A 17,866-nucleotide genomic window follows, 5' to 3' on the forward strand; every position below is an offset into this window, starting at 1 on the left:
CCGGCGAGGACACCCACCCAAGGCGCGCGAGGCCCTGCTGACTCCGGCGAGGACACCCACCCAAGGGGCGCGCGAGGCCCTGCTGACTCCGGCGAGGACACCCACCCAAGGGGCGCGGGGAACTGCGCGACCAGCCACAACGAACCCGCACCCCGCGACGCACAGAACCCCCCTCCTCGGTCCCGCCCCCGCGAACCCTCACGGAGTGAGCTTCGTTCGCAACCCCTCCCCATCCGTCACCGGCATCTCGCAGACAAACCTCCGGCAGACATACGCAGTAGGCCCACCATCGACCAACTCACGCCCCTCGAGCAGCGGAAACTCACCACTGCCCGGCGTGCCGCAGGCAACCACCGCCCCCGGCGCGACCCCCAGCAGCGCGGTCCGATGCAGCGCACGCGTCCCGGGATCGTCGGCGGAAGGTCCGACGACGGCCACCTCACGCGGCCCGTCGAGCAGAGCCTCGGCCGCCGCGAGCCCCCACCCGATGAACCGCGGCACACGCGGCCCCAGCGCCTTCACGACCCCCAACGCCCGCTCCGCCGCGGAGCGGTGCGCCTCGGAGCCGGTGTGGGCGGCGTACGAGAGCAGCGCCCCCGCCGCGGCCGACCACCCGGAGGGCACCGCGTTGTCGGTCGGATCCTGCGGCCGGCGGATCAGCCGCTCCGCGTCCACGGCCGTGTCGTACAACGCCCCCGACTCGGGATCCACGAAGCGAGCCAGCACATGGTCGAGCAGGAACCCCGCGAACTCCAGCCACACCCCCTCTCCCGTCACGGAGGCCAGCGCCAGGAAGCCCTCGGCCACGTCGGCGTAGTCCTCCAACACCCCCGCGTTGGCCCCGACATGGCCGTCCTTGCTGGTGCGGGCCAGCCGCGCCCGGTCGTCGAGGTGCAGCCGGACGAGGAGGTCGGCGGCGGCGAGAGCCGCGTCGACCAGGTCGGGGCGGTCGAAGTAGGCGCCGGTCTCGGCGAGCGCGGCGATGGCGAGCCCGTTCCAGGCGGCGACGACCTTGTCGTCCCGGCCGGGAGCCGGGCGGGTCGCCCGCGCCTCGAGCAGCCGTTCCTTGATCGACGCGATCTTCTCGGCGTCGAACACGCCCTCGTCCTGCGGGAGTCGGAGCACGGAGGCCCCCTCCTCGAAGGTGCCCTCCGCGGTGACGCCGAAGTGGTGCGCGGCCAGCTCCGCGTCCTCGGCGCCGAGGACCTCGGTGAGCTGCGCGGGCGTCCAGACGTAGTACACGCCCTCGACGTGCTTCCCCGTTCCGTCGTCGCTGTCGGCGTCGAGCGCGGAGGCGAATCCGCCCTCGGCGGTGCGCAGTTCGCGCACCATGAAGTCGGCGGTCTCCAGCGCGACCCGCCGGGCCTGCTCGGACCCGGTGGCCCGCCACAGATGGGCGTACACCCGGCACAGCAGCGCGTTGTCGTACAGCATCTTCTCGAAGTGCGGCACGAGCCAGTCCCGGTCCACGGAGTAGCGGGCGAAGCCGCCCCCGAGCTGGTCGTAGATCCCGCCCCGGGCCATCCGCTCGCAGGTGTCCTGGGCCATCTGCAGCGCGCCCTCGGCCCCGGTGCGCGCGTGGTGACGCAGCAGGAACTCGACGACCATGGACGGCGGGAACTTCGGCGCCCCGCCGAACCCGCCGCGCTGCGCGTCGTACTCCCGGGTCAGCCCCAGCAGCGCCTGCGCGAGCTCGTGCTCCCCCGGCGCCACGCCGGCCCCGTAGGAGATCTCCCGCCCCGCCAGGTCCCGCACGATCTTCCCGGCGACCTCGGCGACCTCCTCGCGCCGGTCGCTCCACGCGTGCCGTACGCCCTCCAGCACCTGCCGGAAGGAGGGCATGCCGTGCCGGGGCGCGGGCGGGAAGTACGTGCCGAAGTAGAAGGGCTCGGCGTCCGGCGTGAGGAAGACGGTCATCGGCCAGCCGCCCTGACCGGTGGCGGCCTGGACGGCCTCCATGTACACGGCGTCGACGTCGGGACGTTCCTCCCGGTCGACCTTGACGCTGAGGAAGTGCTCGTTGAGGTAGTCGGCGGTCTCCTGGTCCTCGAAGGACTCGTGAGCCATCACATGGCACCAGTGGCAGCTCGAGTACCCGACGCTCAGCAGCACCGGCACCCCCCGCCTGCGCGCCTCCTCGAACGCCTCCGCCGACCAGGGCCACCAGTCGACCGGGTTGTCGGCGTGCTGGAGGAGGTAGGGGGAGGTCTCATGGGCCAGTCGGTTCGCCATGGGATCCATCCTGCCGCAGTACCCCGCCGGGCACGTGTCAGGCGTCCTGCCACCCGCCGTCGCCCCGGCGATCGGACCCCGTTCGCACCCTCGCGCCCGTGCGTCCGCCGCCGCACACTTGACCGGGACACGCTGTGGTCGCCAAAGGGGGACGTGACATGCGGAACAGCCATCGGGCGGAAGCCGAGCGGCTGTTGGAACGGGCCGTGGAGGAAGAGGTACGACGCTCGGGCGGCCGTACCGACCGGCAGGGGCTGACGACGCGGGCGCGGGGCGCACTGGACGCGATACTGCAGACCGCCGCCGAGGAGTACGAGGCGTACGCGCGGGCCGTGGACGAGACGGAGGCCGGCCGGCTCAGCTTCGGACAGCGGTACGCGCGCGAGGCCGGCGGCGGAGCTCCGCTGCTGGTGGCGGGCGTCGCGGCGGTGACGACCGCCGTCGCCGACCTGGCGCTGGGCACGGGCACGGGTACGGCGCTGGGGGCCGGCGTGGCCGTCGGGGTCGTCGGCGCGGCGACGACCGTCGTGAAAGTGGCCGGATCGCATCTGCCGGCCGCGCATCACCGCGCGGGTGAGGCCGGCCAGCCCGGCGGGCCGGAACAGCTGAGGCTGCAGTGGCTCACGGCGCTGGAGGTGCGCGGGATCCGTCCGTTCCTGGACCAGCAGCGGGTGTTGAGCGCGACGACGGGGCCGAAGAAGCCGGGGCCGCAGCTGCGCGGCGCGGACAAGAGCGCGGCGGCGCGCGGGCGGACGGTGCTGGAGCAGTCGTACGCCCAACTGCCCGAGCTGATCGGGCCGTTCGCGGGGCGGCGGCAGGAACTGGGGCGGATCCGGCAGTGGGTGCAGACGGCCCGGGCCAGTACGCAGACCCGGCCGACGGTGGTCGTCCTGCACGGGGCGCCGGGCAGTGGCCGCAGCGCGCTGGCGGTGCGGGCGGCGCACGAGCTGCGGGACCAGTTCCGGGGCGCGTGCGTGGTGGACCTGCGCGGGGACAGCGCGCGGGAGGCTCCGCTGTCCACCCGGGACGCGCTGCTGCATCTGCTGAACCGGCTCGGCGCGCCCCGCGAGCAGCTGCTCTTCCGTGAGCGTTCCTCCCCGGAACAGCAGGTCAAGCGGCTGACCGAGCTGTACCAGCAGCATCTGACGGGGCTGCCGGTGGCGGTGATCGTGGACGACGCCTGCGACGCCGAGCAGGTCGCCGCGCTCGTGCCCGAACGCTCCGACAGCCTGGTCCTGGTCACCGCGCGGAAGCCGCTGAACCTGCCGGCCGGCCTGTCCGCCTGGGTGCACGACCTGCCGGTGCGGCCCCTGGAGGCGGCAGGCGCGGAGGAGCTGCTGGGCGCGGCGGCGCAGGACGCCTCGGGCCCGTACGACGCCGAATCCGCCGACCGGATCACGCAGTTGTGCGGCGGGCTGCCGCTGGCGCTGCGGGTGGCGGGCTCCTCCCTGGGCCCGCGCTCCCCGCGCCGGCTGGCGTCGGACCTGGGGGCGTACGGCCCGGTGGACCCGGTCGAGCGCGCGCTGTGGCTGCGGTACACCGACCTGCCGGACGTCACCCGAAGGCTGCTGCGACGGCTGGCGCTGGCCGGGCGGGCCTCGCTCGGCGCGGCGGCCGCGGCGGCCCTGCTCGCGACCGACCGCACGGAGGCGACCCGTCATCTGACGGCCCTGGCGCAGGCGGGGCTCGTGGACCGGGTCCGCGGCGACCGATACCGCCTGCACGACCTGGTCCGCGCCTTCGCCCAGGCCCGCCTCGCCGACGAGGAGGACCCGGCCGACCGCACGGCCGCCCAGGAACGTCTCATCGTCAGCCACGCCGAGCTCGCCGACTCGGTGCTGCGCCTGGTCGACGGCAACATGTCGACGCGGTCGGACCGGTTCACCCCGCACGGCTTCACCTCCCTCGACGAGGCGCTGCGCTGGCTGGACGACGAGTCCGGCTTCATCACCGCCACCCTGCGGCAGGCGGAGGGCCTCGACCAGGCGGCCGTACTGAGCCTGCTGGGCGCCCTGTGCGACTACTGCCTGCTGCGCGGCGACCTCTACCGCCTCGGTGAGCTCAGCGAGCTCGCGCAGTCGGTCGGCCAGGACCTGCTGGTGCACTCCGTGCAGTGGCGTACGGGTATCGCGGCCCGCCAGCTGGGCGAGCTGGACAAGGCCCGCACGACGCTCAGTTCGGTGGTGGACCTCTATCTCCAGGCCCATCACGACGCGGGCGCGGCCCGTGCGCTGTGCTCGCTGGGCATCACCCTGCACCACCAGGGCAGTCTCGCGGAGGCGGCGGCGAAGCTGCGGGAGGCCCTGGACCTCCAGGCCGCGCCCGAGCTGGCGACGGACCGGGCGTGGACGATGCACGCGCTGGCGGCGGTGGAACGGGACCGGGCCAGGCTGGCGGAGGCCCTGGACCTGCTGACCCGCTCCCTGGTCCTGCACCGCGAGGGCGGCTCGGTGCACGGCGAGGCGTGGGCCCACTACCAGCTCGGCCAGTTGCACCTCCGCCGCGGTGACGTCCCCAGCGCGGATACCGACCTGCGCCGGGCCCTCGAGCTGTACGGCCGCACCCGTGACGGGCGCGGCGAGGCCTGGGCGCTCACCCAGCTGGCCCGCGCCCGCCTCATCGCCGGCGACCCGTCCCCGGCGGTGGACGGTCTGCGCGGCGCGGCCTCCCGCCACCGGGACAACGAGGACGCGCGCGGCGAGGCGTGGACGGTGTACTACCTGGGCCTCGCCCTGGAGGAGACGGGCGACCTCGACCGGGCGGTCCGTGAACTGGAACGCTCCAGATCCCTCTTCTCCCGCATGCGCGACGTCTACGGCCTGGCCTGCGCCCGCCACCACTCGGCCCGGGTGACGCGCGACCAACGCGCGGCGCAGACGGGGTCGCTGCGCAACTCGGGCTTCGCCCGCCAGCTCCTCATGGACGCCCGCGCCGACTTCCAGCGCATCGGCCTCGCCCACGGCGAGGCCTGGACCTGCCTGGAACTCGCGATCGTCGACGCGGGCAACGCCCGCATCCCCCAGGCCCTCGCCCTCTGTGACGAGGCGGCGGCCCTCTTCGCCTCCTACGGCGATCACCGCGGCGAGGACTGGGCCCGTTTCCTCCGTTGCACCCTGCTGCCGTACGCGGCCCCCGGCGGCGTCGAGGTCGGCACAGCGGTGGCCCAGGAGGAACTGACCCGGCTGGCCCGGTCCGCCCATCCGCTCCGGGACACCAGGCTCACGGAGTCCCTGGACGCGTACGCACTGCTGCTGGAGCGGGGGGTGCGCCTCGAGTCGGGCTGGCAGGCGTGGCGCCTGGGCATGGTGCCGGGGAGGCACGCACGGGAGGTGATGGGGGTGGCGGTGAAGGCCGAGGAGGAGTGAGGGCCGAGGAGGAGCGAAGGCCGAGGAGGAGCGAAGGCCGAGGAGGAGTGAGGGGCGCTCGGCCGCCGTACGCGCTGCGGCCCGCCCCCGGCTGCGTCGCCGCCCCGGACGACCTCATCGGCTCCGACCCGCCCGGCCGCCCACGCACCCGCGTCCGCGCCTTCGCCTGACGCATCTTCGCCGAGGGCGAGGCGGCTGCGCCGGGGCGGCGCGATGGGCGCGCACGGGGCGGAGCTCGGCCGGCTCGGGACCCCGGGCGGGGGTGCCGGGCCCCGCTCCGTCGGGCCGGCCACGGCGCCGCATGCCGGGCCTTTCCCGGACGGGCTCACGCCTTGCCGTCGGCGGGGGCGCGGCCGGAGCCGGTGCCCGGAGCCGCTCGGCGGGTGGCCGGGCTCAGCCCTTCGCCGGTGACGTCTTTCCCGTGGCGCCCTTGCCGGAGGCGCCCTCGCCGGAGGTGGCCGGGTCCTCCGGGGTCTCCTTGAAGTCGACCTTGCCCATGTGCTTGTTCATGGACTTCATCAGGCCCCACACCGCGATCGCCATCGCCGCGAAGACGATGAAGCCGAGGACGCCGGGGGTGACCTTGTCCTCGTCCACCTCCTTCGCGAGGGTGGCGAACTGGGTCACTGCCAGGTGCACGCTTGCGCTCATGTCAGGCATTGTCGCGGATGCCCGCAAAGAGGTCGTCCTCGGGGAGGGAGACATCGACCCGCGACTTCGCGAGCTCGTACTCCTCCGTCGGCCAGACCTCCTTCTGGACCTCCAGCGGCACCCGGAACCAGCCTCCGTCGGGGTCGATCTGCGTGGCGTGCGCGATCAGCGCCTTGTCGCGGATCTCGTAGAAGTCGGCGCACGGGATGTGCGTGGTGAGCGTGCGCTCCTTGATCCCGGACTCGTCCCAGCGCTTGAGCCATTCCCCGTAGGGGGATTCCAGGCCGCGGTCGAGCATCGCCTGGTGGAGCGCCTCGGTGCGCGGACGGTTGAAGCCCTGGTTGTAGTACAGCTTCAGCGGCCGGTACGCCGGGCCGAACTCGTCCTCCGGGTACTTCACGGTGTCGTCCGCGCCCTCGAAGGCCACCATCGAGATCTTGTGGGTCATGATGTGGTCGGGGTGCGGGTAGCCGCCGTTCTCGTCGTAGGTGGTGATCACCTGCGGGCGGAAGGAGCGGATCTGCTTCACCAGTTCCCCGGCGGCGGTGTCGACGTCCTCCAGGGCGAAGCAGCCCTCGGGCAGCGGCGGCAGCGGGTCGCCCTCGGGGAGGCCGGAGTCGACGAAGCCGAGCCACTCCTGCTTCACGCCGAGGATCTCCCGGGCCTCGTCCATCTCCCTCTTGCGTACCTCGTGGATGTGCTCCTCGATGTACTTGTCGCCCTGCAGCTTGGGGTTGAGGATGGAGCCGCGTTCCCCGCCTGTGCAGGTCACGACCAGCACGTCCACCCCCTCGGACACGTACTTCGCCATGGTGGCCGCGCCCTTGCTCGACTCGTCGTCGGGGTGCGCGTGGACAGCCATCAGTCGTAGCTGGTCAGTCAAGACTCAATCCTCGGTAAGTCGGCGCCCCCGTAGGCAGGGGTGCGATCGGCGGCTTCTATAGTGACCGAATCAGGGGGTCAATAATTCCGGAGCCGGGCTCCGGGAGCCCTTTCGGGACATTCGTCCCGTGCCCTGTCGAGAGGACGATCATGAGTACGGCGAGCACGCGGCCGCCCGAGGGCCGTTACGGCCGCTCCTCGGACGAGCGCGCCGACCGCACGCTCAAGCTCGTCGGCGCCGCCCTGGGCGCGGCCCTGCTCGCACTGGTGGGGTACTTCGCCTACCACTACGTCGGCCAGAACAAGATCAGCGGCGAGGTGATCTCCTTCGAGATCAGGGACGACGCGGTCCGTGTGCACCTGGAGGTCCGCAAGGACGCGGGCGCCGGCGGCTACTGCACGGTCCGCTCGCAGTCCGCGGACGGCGCCGAGGTGGGCCGCGCGGACTTCCGCTTCTCCGGCTCGGACACACGCATCGACAAGGTGGTCACGCTCCGTACGACGGCGAAGGGCACGACGGCCGAACTGCTCGGTTGTCATCCGGACTGACGCCGGGACCGTGTCCTCCGGAATGCGTAGGGCCTGACCTGCGTTGACGTAATTCTGGTGGCTTATGTCCTCCCCCTTCGGCCACTCAATTGTTAGGCTCGTGGTTTCGCCCATCCCTGGAGGAACATGCTTCCGGGTAGGGCGATGCTTTGTATTCCCAGCACCGACGAGGAGCACCCTGTGACCCAGACCAGCGAGAACGTCACCTGGCTGACCCAGGAGGCGTACAACAAGCTCAAGGATGAGCTTGAGTACCTTACTGGTCCTGCGCGCACGGAGATCGCCGCCAAGATCGCGGCCGCGCGCGAGGAGGGCGACCTGCGTGAGAACGGCGGGTACCACGCGGCCAAGGAGGAGCAGGGCAAGCAGGAGCTCCGTGTGCGCCAGCTGACCCAGCTCCTGGAGAACGCGAAGGTGGGCGAGGCCCCGGCGTCCGCGGACGGCGCGGTGGCACCCGGCATGGTCGTGACGATCGCCTTCGACGGTGACGAGGACGACACCCTGACCTTCCTGCTGGCTTCGCGCGAGTACGCGAGCTCCGACATCGAGACGTACTCGCCGCAGTCCCCGCTCGGCACCGGCGTGATCGGCCACAAGGTCGGCGAGGACGCGGAGTACGAGCTGCCGAACGGCAAGAAGGCCTCCGTGCGCATCCTCAAGGCCGAGCCCTACAACGGCTGACCGGCTCACTTCCGCTTGGAGGCCCCTGGCGCCCCCCGTGGCACCAGGGGCCTCGTCATGCGCGGGTGCCGCGGTCGCGCCGCGCGGGTCCGGTGGTGCTCACGCGGTGGCCGAGCGGTACTTGCGCACCGCCAGCGTGCGGAATATCAGGATGATCAGCACCGAGTAGATCAGTGAGGCCCAGACCGGGTGCTGCATGGGCCAGGCGTCGGAGGGTGACTGGCCGGGGTTGGCGAAGAGGACACGGCAGGCCTGGACCGTGGCGCTGAAGGGGTTCCACTCGGCGATGTGGCGCAGCCAGGGGGTCATGTTGCTGGTGTCCACGAACGCGTTCGAGATGAAGGTGACCGGAAAGAGCCAGATCAGTCCGCCGGAGGTGGCCGCCTCCGGGGTGCGCACGGACAGACCGATGAGGGCGCCGATCCAGGTGAAGGCGTAGCCGAGCAGGAGCAGCAGGCCGAAGGCGGCCAGGACGCGGCCGGCGTTCGTGTCGCCGTCGGAGCCGACGCGCCAGCCGACCAGCAGGGCGACGACGGCGAGGACGAGCAGGGTGAGGGCCGTCTGGACCAGGTCGGCGAGGGTGCGTCCGGTGAGGACCGCGCCACGGGCCATGGGCAGGGAGCGGAAGCGGTCGATGAGGCCCTTGTGCATGTCGTCGGCGATGCCCGCGCCGGCTCCGGCGGTGGCGAAGGTGACCGTCTGGGCGAAGATCCCCGCCATGAGGAAGTTCTTGTAGTCGGTGGCGCTGGTACTGCCGCCGATCTGCATCGATCCACCGAAGACGTAGGTGAACAGCACCACGAACATGATGGGCTGAATCAACCCGAATATGACCATTTCGGGAATCCTGGACATCCTGATCAGGTTGCGTTTTGCAACGACCAGGGAGTCCCGGACGGCCTGCCCGAAGGGGCGGGCGGGCGCCGCGCTGCGGACGGTGTCGGTGACGGCGCTCATGCCACGGCCTCCTTGCCGTTCTCGTCGTTCTTCGCCTCGGCCACGTGTCCCGTCAGGGACAGGAAGACGTCGTCCAAGGTGGGACGGCGCAGGCCGATGTCGTCGATCTCGATGCCGCGGGTGTCCAGCTCGCGGATGACCTCGGCGAGGAGCTTCGCACCGCCGGTCACGGGCACGGTGAGCTTGCGGGTGTGCTGCTCGACGGTGGTCTCGCCCTTGCCGAAGCCGGCCAGCACCTCCGCGGCCTCCGGGATGTGGTCGCGTTCGTGCACCACGACCTCCACGCGCTCACCGCCGGTGCGGGCCTTGAGCTGGTCGGAGGTGCCGCGCGCGATGACCCGGCCCTGGTCGACCACCGCGATGTCGTGCGCGAGGTGGTCGGCCTCCTCCAGGTACTGCGTGGTCAGCAGCAGGGTCGTACCGCCGGAGACGAGGCGCTTGATCACGTCCCACAGCAGTTGGCGGTTGCGCGGGTCGAGGCCGGTCGTCGGCTCGTCCATGAACATCACGGGCGGCGACACCACCAGCGCGGCCGCCAGGTCGAGGCGGCGGCGCATGCCGCCGGAGTAGGTCTTCGTCGTGCGGTCGGCGGCGTCCGTGAGGTCGAACTGCTCCAGCAGCTCGGCGGCCCGGGCCTTCGCCGCGGCGGCCCTCATCTGGTAGAGCTGCCCGACCATCTGAAGGTTCTCGCGGCCGGTCAGGTACTCGTCGACGGCGGCGAACTGACCGGACAGGCCGATCGAGCGCCGGACCTCGTTGGGATGCTTGAGCACGTCCATACCGGCGACCACGGCACGGCCGCGGTCGGGGCGCAGAAGGGTGGTCAGGCAGCGGACCGCGGTGGTCTTGCCCGCGCCGTTCGGCCCGAGCAGGCCGAGGACCGTGCCCTCGGGGACGTCGAGGTCGACGCCGTCCAGAGCCCTTACGTCACCGAAGGTCTTCACCAGGCCTTCGGCGTAGATGGCGCCTGGCATATGAGTCTCCACGTCGTTGGGGATGCGTCATTGAATTCGCCTGTGCTGTGCGTGGGGGGATTTCCTGCGACGGGTTTCGTCGGAGGTCGAATGCGTCGCGCGACACACCGTATCGCGATGTATCGCGTCTCTCAATGGACTTACTCGAACGAGTGACGAAGGGGGCCCTGACCTCAGCCGATGACGGTGTAGCCGGCCTCGCGCAGGGCCTGGCCGACCTCGAGGCAGTGCGCCGGACCCTTCGTCTCCAGGTGCAGCTCGACCTCCGCCTCCGTGAGCCCGAGCCGTGGGTCGGTCCGGACATGGCTCACGTCGAGGACATTAGCGTCGACCACTGACAACACCCCGAGAAGTGTGGCGAGGGCGCCCGGCCGGTCCGTCAGACGCAGCCGAACGGCCAGGTAGCGGCCCTGCGCGGCCATGCCGTGCCGCAGGACGCGCTGCATCAGCACCGGGTCGACGTTGCCGCCGGAGAGCACCGCCACGACCGGACCCTCGAAGGCGCCGGGCGCGCTCAGCAGGGCCGCGACCGGGCTCGCCCCGGCCGGCTCCACGACCAGCTTGGCCCGCTCCAGGCACAGCAGCAGCGCCGTGGACAGCGCGTCCTCCGTCACCGTGCGCACCTCGTCCACCAGGTCGCCGACGATCGCGAACGGCACGTCGCCGGGCCGGCCGACCCTGATGCCGTCGGCCATCGTCGCCGGATGGTCGATCGCCATCGGCCGCCCCGCCGCCAGCGAGGGGGGATACGCCGCCGCCCCCTCCGCCTGCACGCCGACGATCCGCACGTCCGGCCGCAGCGCCTTCACCGCGACCGCGATACCCGCCGCCAGACCCCCGCCGCCGATCCCGACGACGATCGTGCGCACCTCCGGGCACTGCTCAAGGATCTCCAGCCCGACCGTGCCCTGCCCCGCGATGACATCCGGATGGTCGAACGGGTGGATGAACACCGCACCGGTCTGCGCCGCGTACTCCTGCGCCGCCGCCAGCGTCTCGTCGACGACCTGCCCGTGCAAGCGAACCTCCGCGCCGTACTCCCGGGTCGCGCTGATCTTCGGCAGCGGGGCGCCCTTCGGCATGAACACCGTGGAGCGCACGCCCAGCAGCGACGACGCCAGCGCCACGCCCTGCGCGTGGTTGCCGGCGCTCGCGGCGACGACCCCGGCGGCGCGCTCCTCCGGCAGCAGCCCGGAGATCCGCACATACGCGCCGCGCAGCTTGAACGAACCCGTCCGCTGGAGGTTCTCGCACTTGAAGTGCACCGGCGCCCCGACGAGCTGGGACAGGTGCCTGCTGCCCTCCATCGCGGTCATCCGCGCCACACCCGAGAGCATCTTCTGGGCGCCGCGCACATCGTCGAGGGTGACGGGCCGCAAGGAGTCAGCCGTGCCGTAGCTCATGACTCAAGCATCGCAGTTCACAGGCGGAAACGACCGCAGCGACCAACCACCGAGACTGGTTTCCGCAGCGCCGGTACGGCCCGCCTTCCGGCCGCGTACCCTGTCCCCCAACCCAGCACCCCCTTCATGAAGTGAGCCCCCGGCCATGCCCACAACACCTGAAATGTCGATGGACATGACGACCGTCGGTGACACCGGTCTTCTCGACACGCTGCAGCACGAGGTCGCCGTCTTCGCGCGCCGTGCCGAACAGACCCGGCTCGGCGGCGTCGGGCAGGTGCGCAACTCCATGGACCGCGCCGCGTACCTGCTGCTCAACCGCCTCGACAAGGAAGGCCCGATGGGCGTCAAGGCGCTCGCCGCGAGCATGGGCATCGACTCGTCCACTGTCACCCGGCAGGTGGCTCCGCTCGTCGACACCGGCCTGGTCAAGCGCACCTCGCACCCCGAGGACGGGCGGGCCGTGGTGCTCCAGCTGTCCCCGCGCGGGATGTCCCGCCTGGAGGAAGTGCGCTCCTCCCGGCGGCAGTTGATGGCCGAACTGACCCACGACTGGGCGCCGGAGGAGCGTGAGGCGTTCTGCACGCTCCTCACCCGCTTCAACAGCGCGCTGTCCGCCCGCATGGCCGTCCAGGGCGTCCCCGGCGTCCCGGGTGCGGAGCCCGCCCCCGCTTCCTGACGTCCCGCGCGCGGGAAGCGATCCCGCGCGTGCGCGGCTCTTGACCGACGGCCCGCCCCTGGCCTCATATGAGACCGGGTCCCCGTTCGCCGCATGCGGCAGGGATCCGTTTCCAGGGGGTCGCCGGCAGGCGGGAGGCACGCGATGCGAGTACGGCATGCGGCCCAGGAGGCCCGTCGGGCCCGGGAGTTCGAGGCGTTCGTCGCCGGCGCGAGCGGCCGGCTGCTGCACGCCGCCACCCTGCTCACCGCGGAGGCACCGGACGACAACCCCCGCGCGCGGCGCCTCCTCACCCTGGTCCTCGCGCACACGTACGCGTGCTGGGACCGTCTCCGCGGCGAGGACCCCTACGACCACGCCCGACAGCACCTCGCCACCCGCTTCGCCCACGGCGCCTGGCACCAGTACGGCACCCTGACCCGCACCCGCCCCACCGGAGCCCTGGCCCCCCTCACCCCGCAGGAGCGTCTCATCCTGGTGCTCAGGCTCTACGAGGGCGTCGCCGAGGAACAGGTGGCGGCCCTTCTCGGTGTGCCGTCCGAACGCGTCCGCACGATCTGCGACCGCGCCACGGCGACAGTGCTGCATCCGCCACGGAAACGGCCGGCGGCCGTGGTGGGCGCCGAGGCGGCGACGTCATGAGGCGACCGGGCGGACAGGGTGACGGCGACGGCGTGAGGCCGTCCGTCGACGGGAGGTCCGGATGAACCGGCCCGAGCGGGAGGCCGCCGTACGGCAGATCATGGAGCGGGCGGTGCCGCGGGTGCCGCCGGAGCTGCACGCGGACGTCGTACGCCGTGGCAGCCGCATGCTGCGCCGGCGGACGCTCGCCCGGCGTCTGCTGTGGCTGCTGCTGTTCGCGGCCGTGGTCGGGTTCACCGTCTGGGCGATGACGGCCCAGCCGTGGGTGGAGCCGCCGTCGGAGACGACCCCACCCCTGACCGACTGGTGAGCCCCGGAGCCGCCTGAGCCCCTCGACCACCACCCCATGGGCTCCCTGAGCCCTGCCGGTAGCGGCCCGGTACTAGCCGAGGGCCTGCTGCAGGTCCTCGAGAAGGTCGTCGACGTTCTCGATGCCGACGGAGAGACGCACCAGGTCGGCCGGGACCTCCAGGGCCGAGCCGGCCGCGGACGCGTGCGTCATCCGCCCCGGGTGCTCGATCAGGGACTCGACGCCCCCCAGGGACTCGCCGAGGGTGAACACCTTGGCGCGGTTGCAGACCTCGACGGCCGCCTCCTCGCCGCCCGCCACCTGGAACGACACCATGCCGCCGAACGCCCGCATCTGCTTGGCGGCGACCTCGTGACCGGGGTGGTCCGGCAGGCCCGGGTACAGGACGCGCGTCACGCGCGCGTGCCGGGTCAGCATGTCGGCGACCTTCGTCGCGTTCTCGCTGTGCCGGTCCATCCGCACCGACAGCGTCTTCGTGCCGCGCAGCACCAGCCAGGAGTCGAACGGCCCGGCGACCGCGCCCATCGCGTTCTGGTGGTACGCCAGCTCCTCGCCGAGGTCCCGGTCGCTCACGATCAGCGCGCCGCCGACCACGTCCGAGTGACCGCCCATGTACTTGGTCAGCGAGTGCACGACGACGTCGGCGCCGAGCGCCAGCGGCTGCTGCAGATACGGCGTGGCGAAGGTGTTGTCGACGACGAGCCGGGCGCCCGCGTCCCGGGCGACCTGGGCGACGGCCGAGACGTCGGTGATGCCGAGGAGCGGGTTGGAGGGGGTCTCCACCCACACCGCCTTCGTCTTCGGGGTGATCGCGGCCCGTACGGCGGCCGGGTCGCTGGTGTCGGCGACCGACCACTCCACGCCCCACCGGGAGACGACCTTCGCGAACAGCCGGAACGTGCCGCCGTACGCGTCGTTCGGGATGACGACGTGGTCCCCGGGGCTGAGCAGCGTACGCAACAGGCAGTCCTCGGCCGCCAGTCCGGAAGCGAACGCGAGACCCCGGACGCCGCCCTCCAGGGCGGCCAGGTTCTCCTCCAGGGCGGTCCTCGTCGGGTTGGCGCTACGGCTGTACTCGTAACCGCCCCGCAGTCCGCCGACGCCGTCCTGCTTGTAGGTCGAGACCTGGTAGATCGGCGGGACGACCGCGCCGGTGAGGGGATCGGCGGTGTTGCCCGCGTGGATCGCCAGGGTCTCGAAGTGCTGACTGATGTGCCTGTCGCTCATGGGCATCGAGCGTAGTGCGCCGGAGGGGGAGGTGGGGGACGGCGGGCTGCCGGGCGCTCGCCGGACCCGCCGCGTCCGAGCCCCGACGGGACGTTTTTCCACAGGTGGGTGGAGGGGGTTGGCCAATTGTCGGCGGCGTCTGGAACCCTTGAGACATGGAGATTCTGTGGGTCCTGATGGCGCTGGTCATGCTCAGCTTCGTGCTGCTGCCGTTCCTGCGGCGCAGGCGCGGCATGATCGAGCAGGTCCCGGCGGGCCACCCGGACGCCGCGGACCCGGCGAACTACGGCTTCGTCCGCGAGGAGGAGCTGGACATCCGCATGCCCGGCCCCGACCAGGACCTGCTGGACGTCCTGGGCGTGGTGCAGCGCACGCAGGACTACCGGGCGGCCCAGCAGCTCCTGGCCGGTACGGAGACGGAGGGCGAGGTGCGCTGGCAGCGCGTGCAGGCCTTCGCCGGCGCCGCGGCGCTGGAGCTGCAGCAGCGGCCGGGCGGGGTCGGTGAGACGCCCGGCGGGCAGTGGCTGCGGGTGTGGCGGGCCGAGGCGCCCAAGGACGCGGGCGGCGCGGCGGTGCACGCCGAGTTCCTGGTGCAGCAGGCGTGGCGGACGTCCACGCCGGGCGCGGACGACTTCCGGATCATCATGGAGGAGGCGAGGGACGCCTGCGGCCAGGCGGCGCTGCTCGCCCCCGGTGACCCGATCCCGTACATCGTCGAACTGTCGGTGGCCCGCGGCCTGGACTACTCGCAGGCGGAGTTCGAGCAGCTCTGGCTGAGGATCCTGGACCGTGCCCCGGCGCACATGGGCGCGCATCTGGCGGCCCTGCACTACTGGTGCGAGAAGTGGCACGGCTCGCGGGAGACGGCGATGGAGTTCGCGGAGGCCGCGGCGGCCAGAGCCCCCCAGGGTTCCCTCCTGGCGGCGATGCCCCTCTTCGCGGTGTTCGAGCACCTGCCCGAGGTGAACCTGGTCAGCGGCTTCTACCAGAGCGAGGTCGTGAAGAAGGCGATCCACGGCGCGCTGTTCGCCGTGCACGCAGCCCGCTCCGACGATCCGATGCTGGCGCACGTGCGCCATCTCCTCGTCTTCTTCCTGGTGCGCGCCGAGCGCTGGTCGGAGGCCATGAGCCAGCTGATACACGTCGACGGCCACGTGGGCGCGCTGCCGTGGACGCTGTCCCCGGACCCGGCCGCGGAGTTCGCCGTGTACCGGGCGCTGGCGGTGGCGGGCTACGAGGCGAACGGCGGGAGCCCGGCGACGCTGCCGCACTGAGTCCGGGCCGGAGCCCGCGGGACGCCCCGCACGTTGACGTCCGCGGACCCCCGATCGGAGCCCGCGGGCGGGTACTGCGGGCCCACCGGCGTCGTCACGACCGGCGGCTGAGCGGGGTCGCCGGGGCGTCCCCCCTTACCGGGCTGTGTCCCGCCACCGGCGCCCCTGGTCCGCAGCGGGCGACAACCGTCCCGCATGCGCGACCGCAGCCCGGCTGCGGTGCCTGGGCCGGTCCGTCCCCGCCCGCCGCCCAGCCGCCTCGCGGTCAGCGCTCCGTGCGGGCGGGCAGCCGCCATCCCGGGCGCGGGAAGTGGCAGGTGTAGCCGTCCGGGTAACGCTGGAGGTAGTCCTGGTGCTCGGGCTCGGCCTCCCAGAAGGGGCCGACCGGCTCCACCTCGGTGACGACCTTGCCCGGCCAGAGTCCGGAGGCGTCCACATCGGCGATCGTGTCCTCGGCGATCCGCTTCTGCTCGTCGTCCACGTAGTAGATCGCCGAACGGTAGCTGAGGCCGATGTCGTTGCCCTGGCGATTCTTGGTGCTCGGGTCGTGGATCTGGAAGAAGAACTCCAGGATCGCGCGGTAGTCGGTCTTCTCGGGGTCGAAAAGGATCTCGATGGCCTCCGCGTGCGTGCCGTGGTTGCGGTACGTCGCGTTCGGCACGTCACCCCCGGTGTATCCGACCCGGGTCGCCGTCACGCCCGGAAGGTGGCGGATCAGCTCCTCCATCCCCCAGAAGCATCCGCCCGCCAGCACGGCCCTCTGCGTCTGCGCAGCCATTACGGCCCCTCCAATTTCTGTCAGCTCGGTCGCTCGGACTGCCCGGCTCGCACACCACCGGCATCCCCTGCCCGCTCTCCTCAACGCGCGAGGGTTCCAAGCCATTCCGTGCCCGCCCGCTGCTGCCCGGGGACGGCGTCGCGGACCCCGTCGAGTCCGCCGTCCCCCGCCCGCGTCGAACGACCCCCGCGCGGCGCAGGGCGCCTCAGGCTGACGGCGCCTGGGACTCCGCGCCCGCCCGGGTGGCGTCGGCGCCCCAGTGCGCGAGCAGGCGCAGCGCCTCCGCCGAAGGCGACCCCGGATCCGCGTGGTACGTCACCATCGACTGCTCACCCTCGCCCAGCAGCCGGAACCCCTCGAAGTTCAGCGACAGCTCCCCCACCAGCGGATGATTCATCCGCTTCACGCCGTGGCTCTTCTCCTTGACGTCGTGGGTGGCCCACAGCCGCCGGAAGTCCTCGCTCTTCACGGACAGCTCACCGACCAGCGCGGACAGCCGGGGATCGTCCGGATAGCACCCGGCGTCCATCCGCAGCGCGCACACGATGTCGATCGCCTTCTGCTCCCAGTCCACGAACAGCTCGCGGTAGTCGGGCCGCAGGAACACCAGCCGGGCCCAGTTGCGCTCGGCGACGGGCAGTTCGCCCCAGTCCCCGAAGAGGGCCGCGGCCATCCGGTTCCACGCGAGGATCTCCGCGCGCCGCCCCACGATGTACGCGGGCACCCCGTCCAGCTGGTCCAGCAGCTGCCGCAGCGCGACCCGCGTCTGCTGGGTCCGCACCGCCGGCTTCTTCTTGTGCTTGGGCTTCGCGAGATGGCTGAGGTGGGCGTGCTCGGCGTCGGTCAGCCGCAGGGCGCGGGCGATGGAGTCCAGCACCTCCGCCGAGACGTTCCGCCCGTTGCCCTGCTCCAGGCGCGTGTAGTACGCCACCGACACCCCGGCCAGCTGCGCCAGCTCCTCGCGTCGCAGCCCCGGCACCCGGCGGTGCCGCCCGAAGTCCGGCAGCCCCACGTCCTCCGGCTTGAGCCGGGCCCGCCGGGTGCGCAGGAACTCGCTGAGCTCGGCACGCCGGTCCAGGCCCCCGCCGGGCTCCGGCACGGGTTCGGGCTGTTCGTCCATGCGTCCAGTATTCACGGTCGTACGCACGCGATCCTGACCCCGCCAGTGGTAGGCACGGCGGTCGTAGGCACAGCTGAGGCCTGGGTGGCGAGCGGTCGGTGCGGCAGGCTGGTCGCCGTGCCCGGTCCGAAGGCAGACCGGG

Annotated in this window: 17 protein-coding genes; 8 read left to right on the plus strand and 9 right to left on the minus strand. The window is 72.2% G+C overall.

Annotation, left to right across the window (positions count from 1 at the left end; genetic code table 11):
• Positions 1-198: 198 nt before the first annotated feature.
• Positions 199-2,232, minus strand: a complete 2,034-nt coding sequence (locus ACPT94_RS39270; protein WP_425245304.1) for a thioredoxin domain-containing protein — start codon at positions 2,230-2,232, stop codon at positions 199-201.
• Positions 2,233-2,390: 158 nt separating this feature from the next.
• On the opposite strand from ACPT94_RS39270, the gene ACPT94_RS39275 reads away from it, so the two are divergent.
• Together ACPT94_RS39275 and ACPT94_RS39280 are read left to right on the plus strand one after the other, a co-directional pair.
• Complete coding sequence (locus ACPT94_RS39275) at positions 2,391-5,597, plus strand: tetratricopeptide repeat protein (protein WP_425245305.1); 3,207 nt, start codon at positions 2,391-2,393, stop codon at positions 5,595-5,597.
• 47 nt (positions 5,598-5,644) lie between these two features.
• Entirely contained in the window at positions 5,645-5,767 is a 123-nt protein-coding gene (locus ACPT94_RS39280; protein WP_425245306.1) for a hypothetical protein, read from the plus strand.
• A 223-nt stretch (positions 5,768-5,990) separates the two neighbouring features.
• Here ACPT94_RS39280 and ACPT94_RS39285 read toward each other — a convergent pair whose 3' ends face one another.
• Together ACPT94_RS39285 and mca are read right to left on the minus strand one after the other, a co-directional pair.
• Positions 5,991-6,257 carry a hypothetical protein gene (locus ACPT94_RS39285; protein ID WP_425245307.1) on the minus strand — a complete coding sequence of 89 codons (267 nt, stop codon included), beginning with the start codon at positions 6,255-6,257 and terminating at the stop codon, positions 5,991-5,993.
• The gene (gene mca / locus ACPT94_RS39290) at positions 6,250-7,110 is read right to left on the minus strand and encodes a mycothiol conjugate amidase Mca (protein ID WP_360350284.1); all 861 of its coding nucleotides are present in this window, start codon (positions 7,108-7,110) and stop codon (positions 6,250-6,252) included. Before mca ends, ACPT94_RS39285 begins: the two co-directional genes overlap by 8 nt.
• Before the next feature lie 170 nt (positions 7,111-7,280).
• On the opposite strand from mca, the gene ACPT94_RS39295 reads away from it, so the two are divergent.
• Complete coding sequence (locus tag ACPT94_RS39295; protein ID WP_425245308.1) at positions 7,281-7,679, plus strand: DUF4307 domain-containing protein; 399 nt, start codon at positions 7,281-7,283, stop codon at positions 7,677-7,679.
• A gap of 180 nt (positions 7,680-7,859) precedes the next feature.
• Positions 7,860-8,360 carry a transcription elongation factor GreA gene (gene greA, locus ACPT94_RS39300; RefSeq protein WP_360350259.1) on the plus strand — a complete coding sequence of 167 codons (501 nt, stop codon included), beginning with the start codon at positions 7,860-7,862 and terminating at the stop codon, positions 8,358-8,360.
• Between the two features lie 99 nt (positions 8,361-8,459).
• On the opposite strand, the gene ACPT94_RS39305 is transcribed toward greA, so the two are convergent.
• The 3 genes from ACPT94_RS39305 to ilvA form a co-directional block, all read right to left on the minus strand.
• Positions 8,460-9,317, minus strand: a complete 858-nt coding sequence (locus ACPT94_RS39305) for an ABC transporter permease (protein ID WP_360350256.1) — start codon at positions 9,315-9,317, stop codon at positions 8,460-8,462.
• Positions 9,314-10,291 (minus strand): ATP-binding cassette domain-containing protein, encoded by a 978-nt coding sequence (locus ACPT94_RS39310; RefSeq protein ID WP_425245309.1) that lies wholly within the window; start codon positions 10,289-10,291, stop codon positions 9,314-9,316. The genes ACPT94_RS39305 and ACPT94_RS39310 overlap by 4 nt, the downstream gene beginning before the upstream one ends.
• 173 nt (positions 10,292-10,464) lie before the next feature.
• On the minus strand, positions 10,465-11,694 hold the full coding sequence (ilvA, locus tag ACPT94_RS39315; protein ID WP_425245310.1) for a threonine ammonia-lyase: 1,230 nt from the start codon (positions 11,692-11,694) through the stop codon (positions 10,465-10,467).
• A gap of 163 nt (positions 11,695-11,857) precedes the next feature.
• Between ilvA and ACPT94_RS39320 the strand changes: the two genes are divergently transcribed.
• The 3 genes from ACPT94_RS39320 (at position 11,858) to ACPT94_RS39330 (ending at position 13,325) form a co-directional block, all read left to right on the plus strand.
• On the plus strand, positions 11,858-12,373 hold the full coding sequence (locus ACPT94_RS39320; RefSeq protein WP_360350281.1) for a MarR family winged helix-turn-helix transcriptional regulator: 516 nt from the start codon (positions 11,858-11,860) through the stop codon (positions 12,371-12,373).
• Positions 12,374-12,517: 144 nt separating this feature from the next.
• The gene (locus ACPT94_RS39325) at positions 12,518-13,015 is read left to right on the plus strand and encodes a sigma factor-like helix-turn-helix DNA-binding protein (protein ID WP_425245311.1); all 498 of its coding nucleotides are present in this window, start codon (positions 12,518-12,520) and stop codon (positions 13,013-13,015) included.
• Between the two features lie 61 nt (positions 13,016-13,076).
• A complete protein-coding gene (locus ACPT94_RS39330; protein ID WP_360350245.1) occupies positions 13,077-13,325 on the plus strand; it encodes a hypothetical protein in 249 nt (82 codons plus the stop codon).
• Positions 13,326-13,397: 72 nt separating this feature from the next.
• Here ACPT94_RS39330 and ACPT94_RS39335 read toward each other — a convergent pair whose 3' ends face one another.
• On the minus strand, positions 13,398-14,552 hold the full coding sequence (locus tag ACPT94_RS39335; RefSeq protein ID WP_425245312.1) for a cystathionine gamma-synthase: 1,155 nt from the start codon (positions 14,550-14,552) through the stop codon (positions 13,398-13,400).
• Between the two features lie 155 nt (positions 14,553-14,707).
• Between ACPT94_RS39335 and ACPT94_RS39340 the strand changes: the two genes are divergently transcribed.
• Positions 14,708-15,826 (plus strand): hypothetical protein, encoded by a 1,119-nt coding sequence (locus ACPT94_RS39340; protein WP_360350240.1) that lies wholly within the window; start codon positions 14,708-14,710, stop codon positions 15,824-15,826.
• A gap of 265 nt (positions 15,827-16,091) precedes the next feature.
• On the opposite strand, the gene msrA is transcribed toward ACPT94_RS39340, so the two are convergent.
• Both msrA and ACPT94_RS39350 read right to left on the minus strand, forming a co-directional pair.
• Positions 16,092-16,604 (minus strand): peptide-methionine (S)-S-oxide reductase MsrA, encoded by a 513-nt coding sequence (gene msrA / locus ACPT94_RS39345; RefSeq protein ID WP_360350237.1) that lies wholly within the window; start codon positions 16,602-16,604, stop codon positions 16,092-16,094.
• 205 nt (positions 16,605-16,809) lie between these two features.
• Entirely contained in the window at positions 16,810-17,724 is a 915-nt protein-coding gene (locus tag ACPT94_RS39350; RefSeq protein WP_360350234.1) for a helix-turn-helix domain-containing protein, read from the minus strand.
• Positions 17,725-17,866 lie beyond the last annotated feature (142 nt).

This window comes from Streptomyces aurantiaciflavus, assembly GCF_049808595.1.
Lineage (GTDB): Bacteria > Actinomycetota > Actinomycetes > Streptomycetales > Streptomycetaceae > Streptomyces.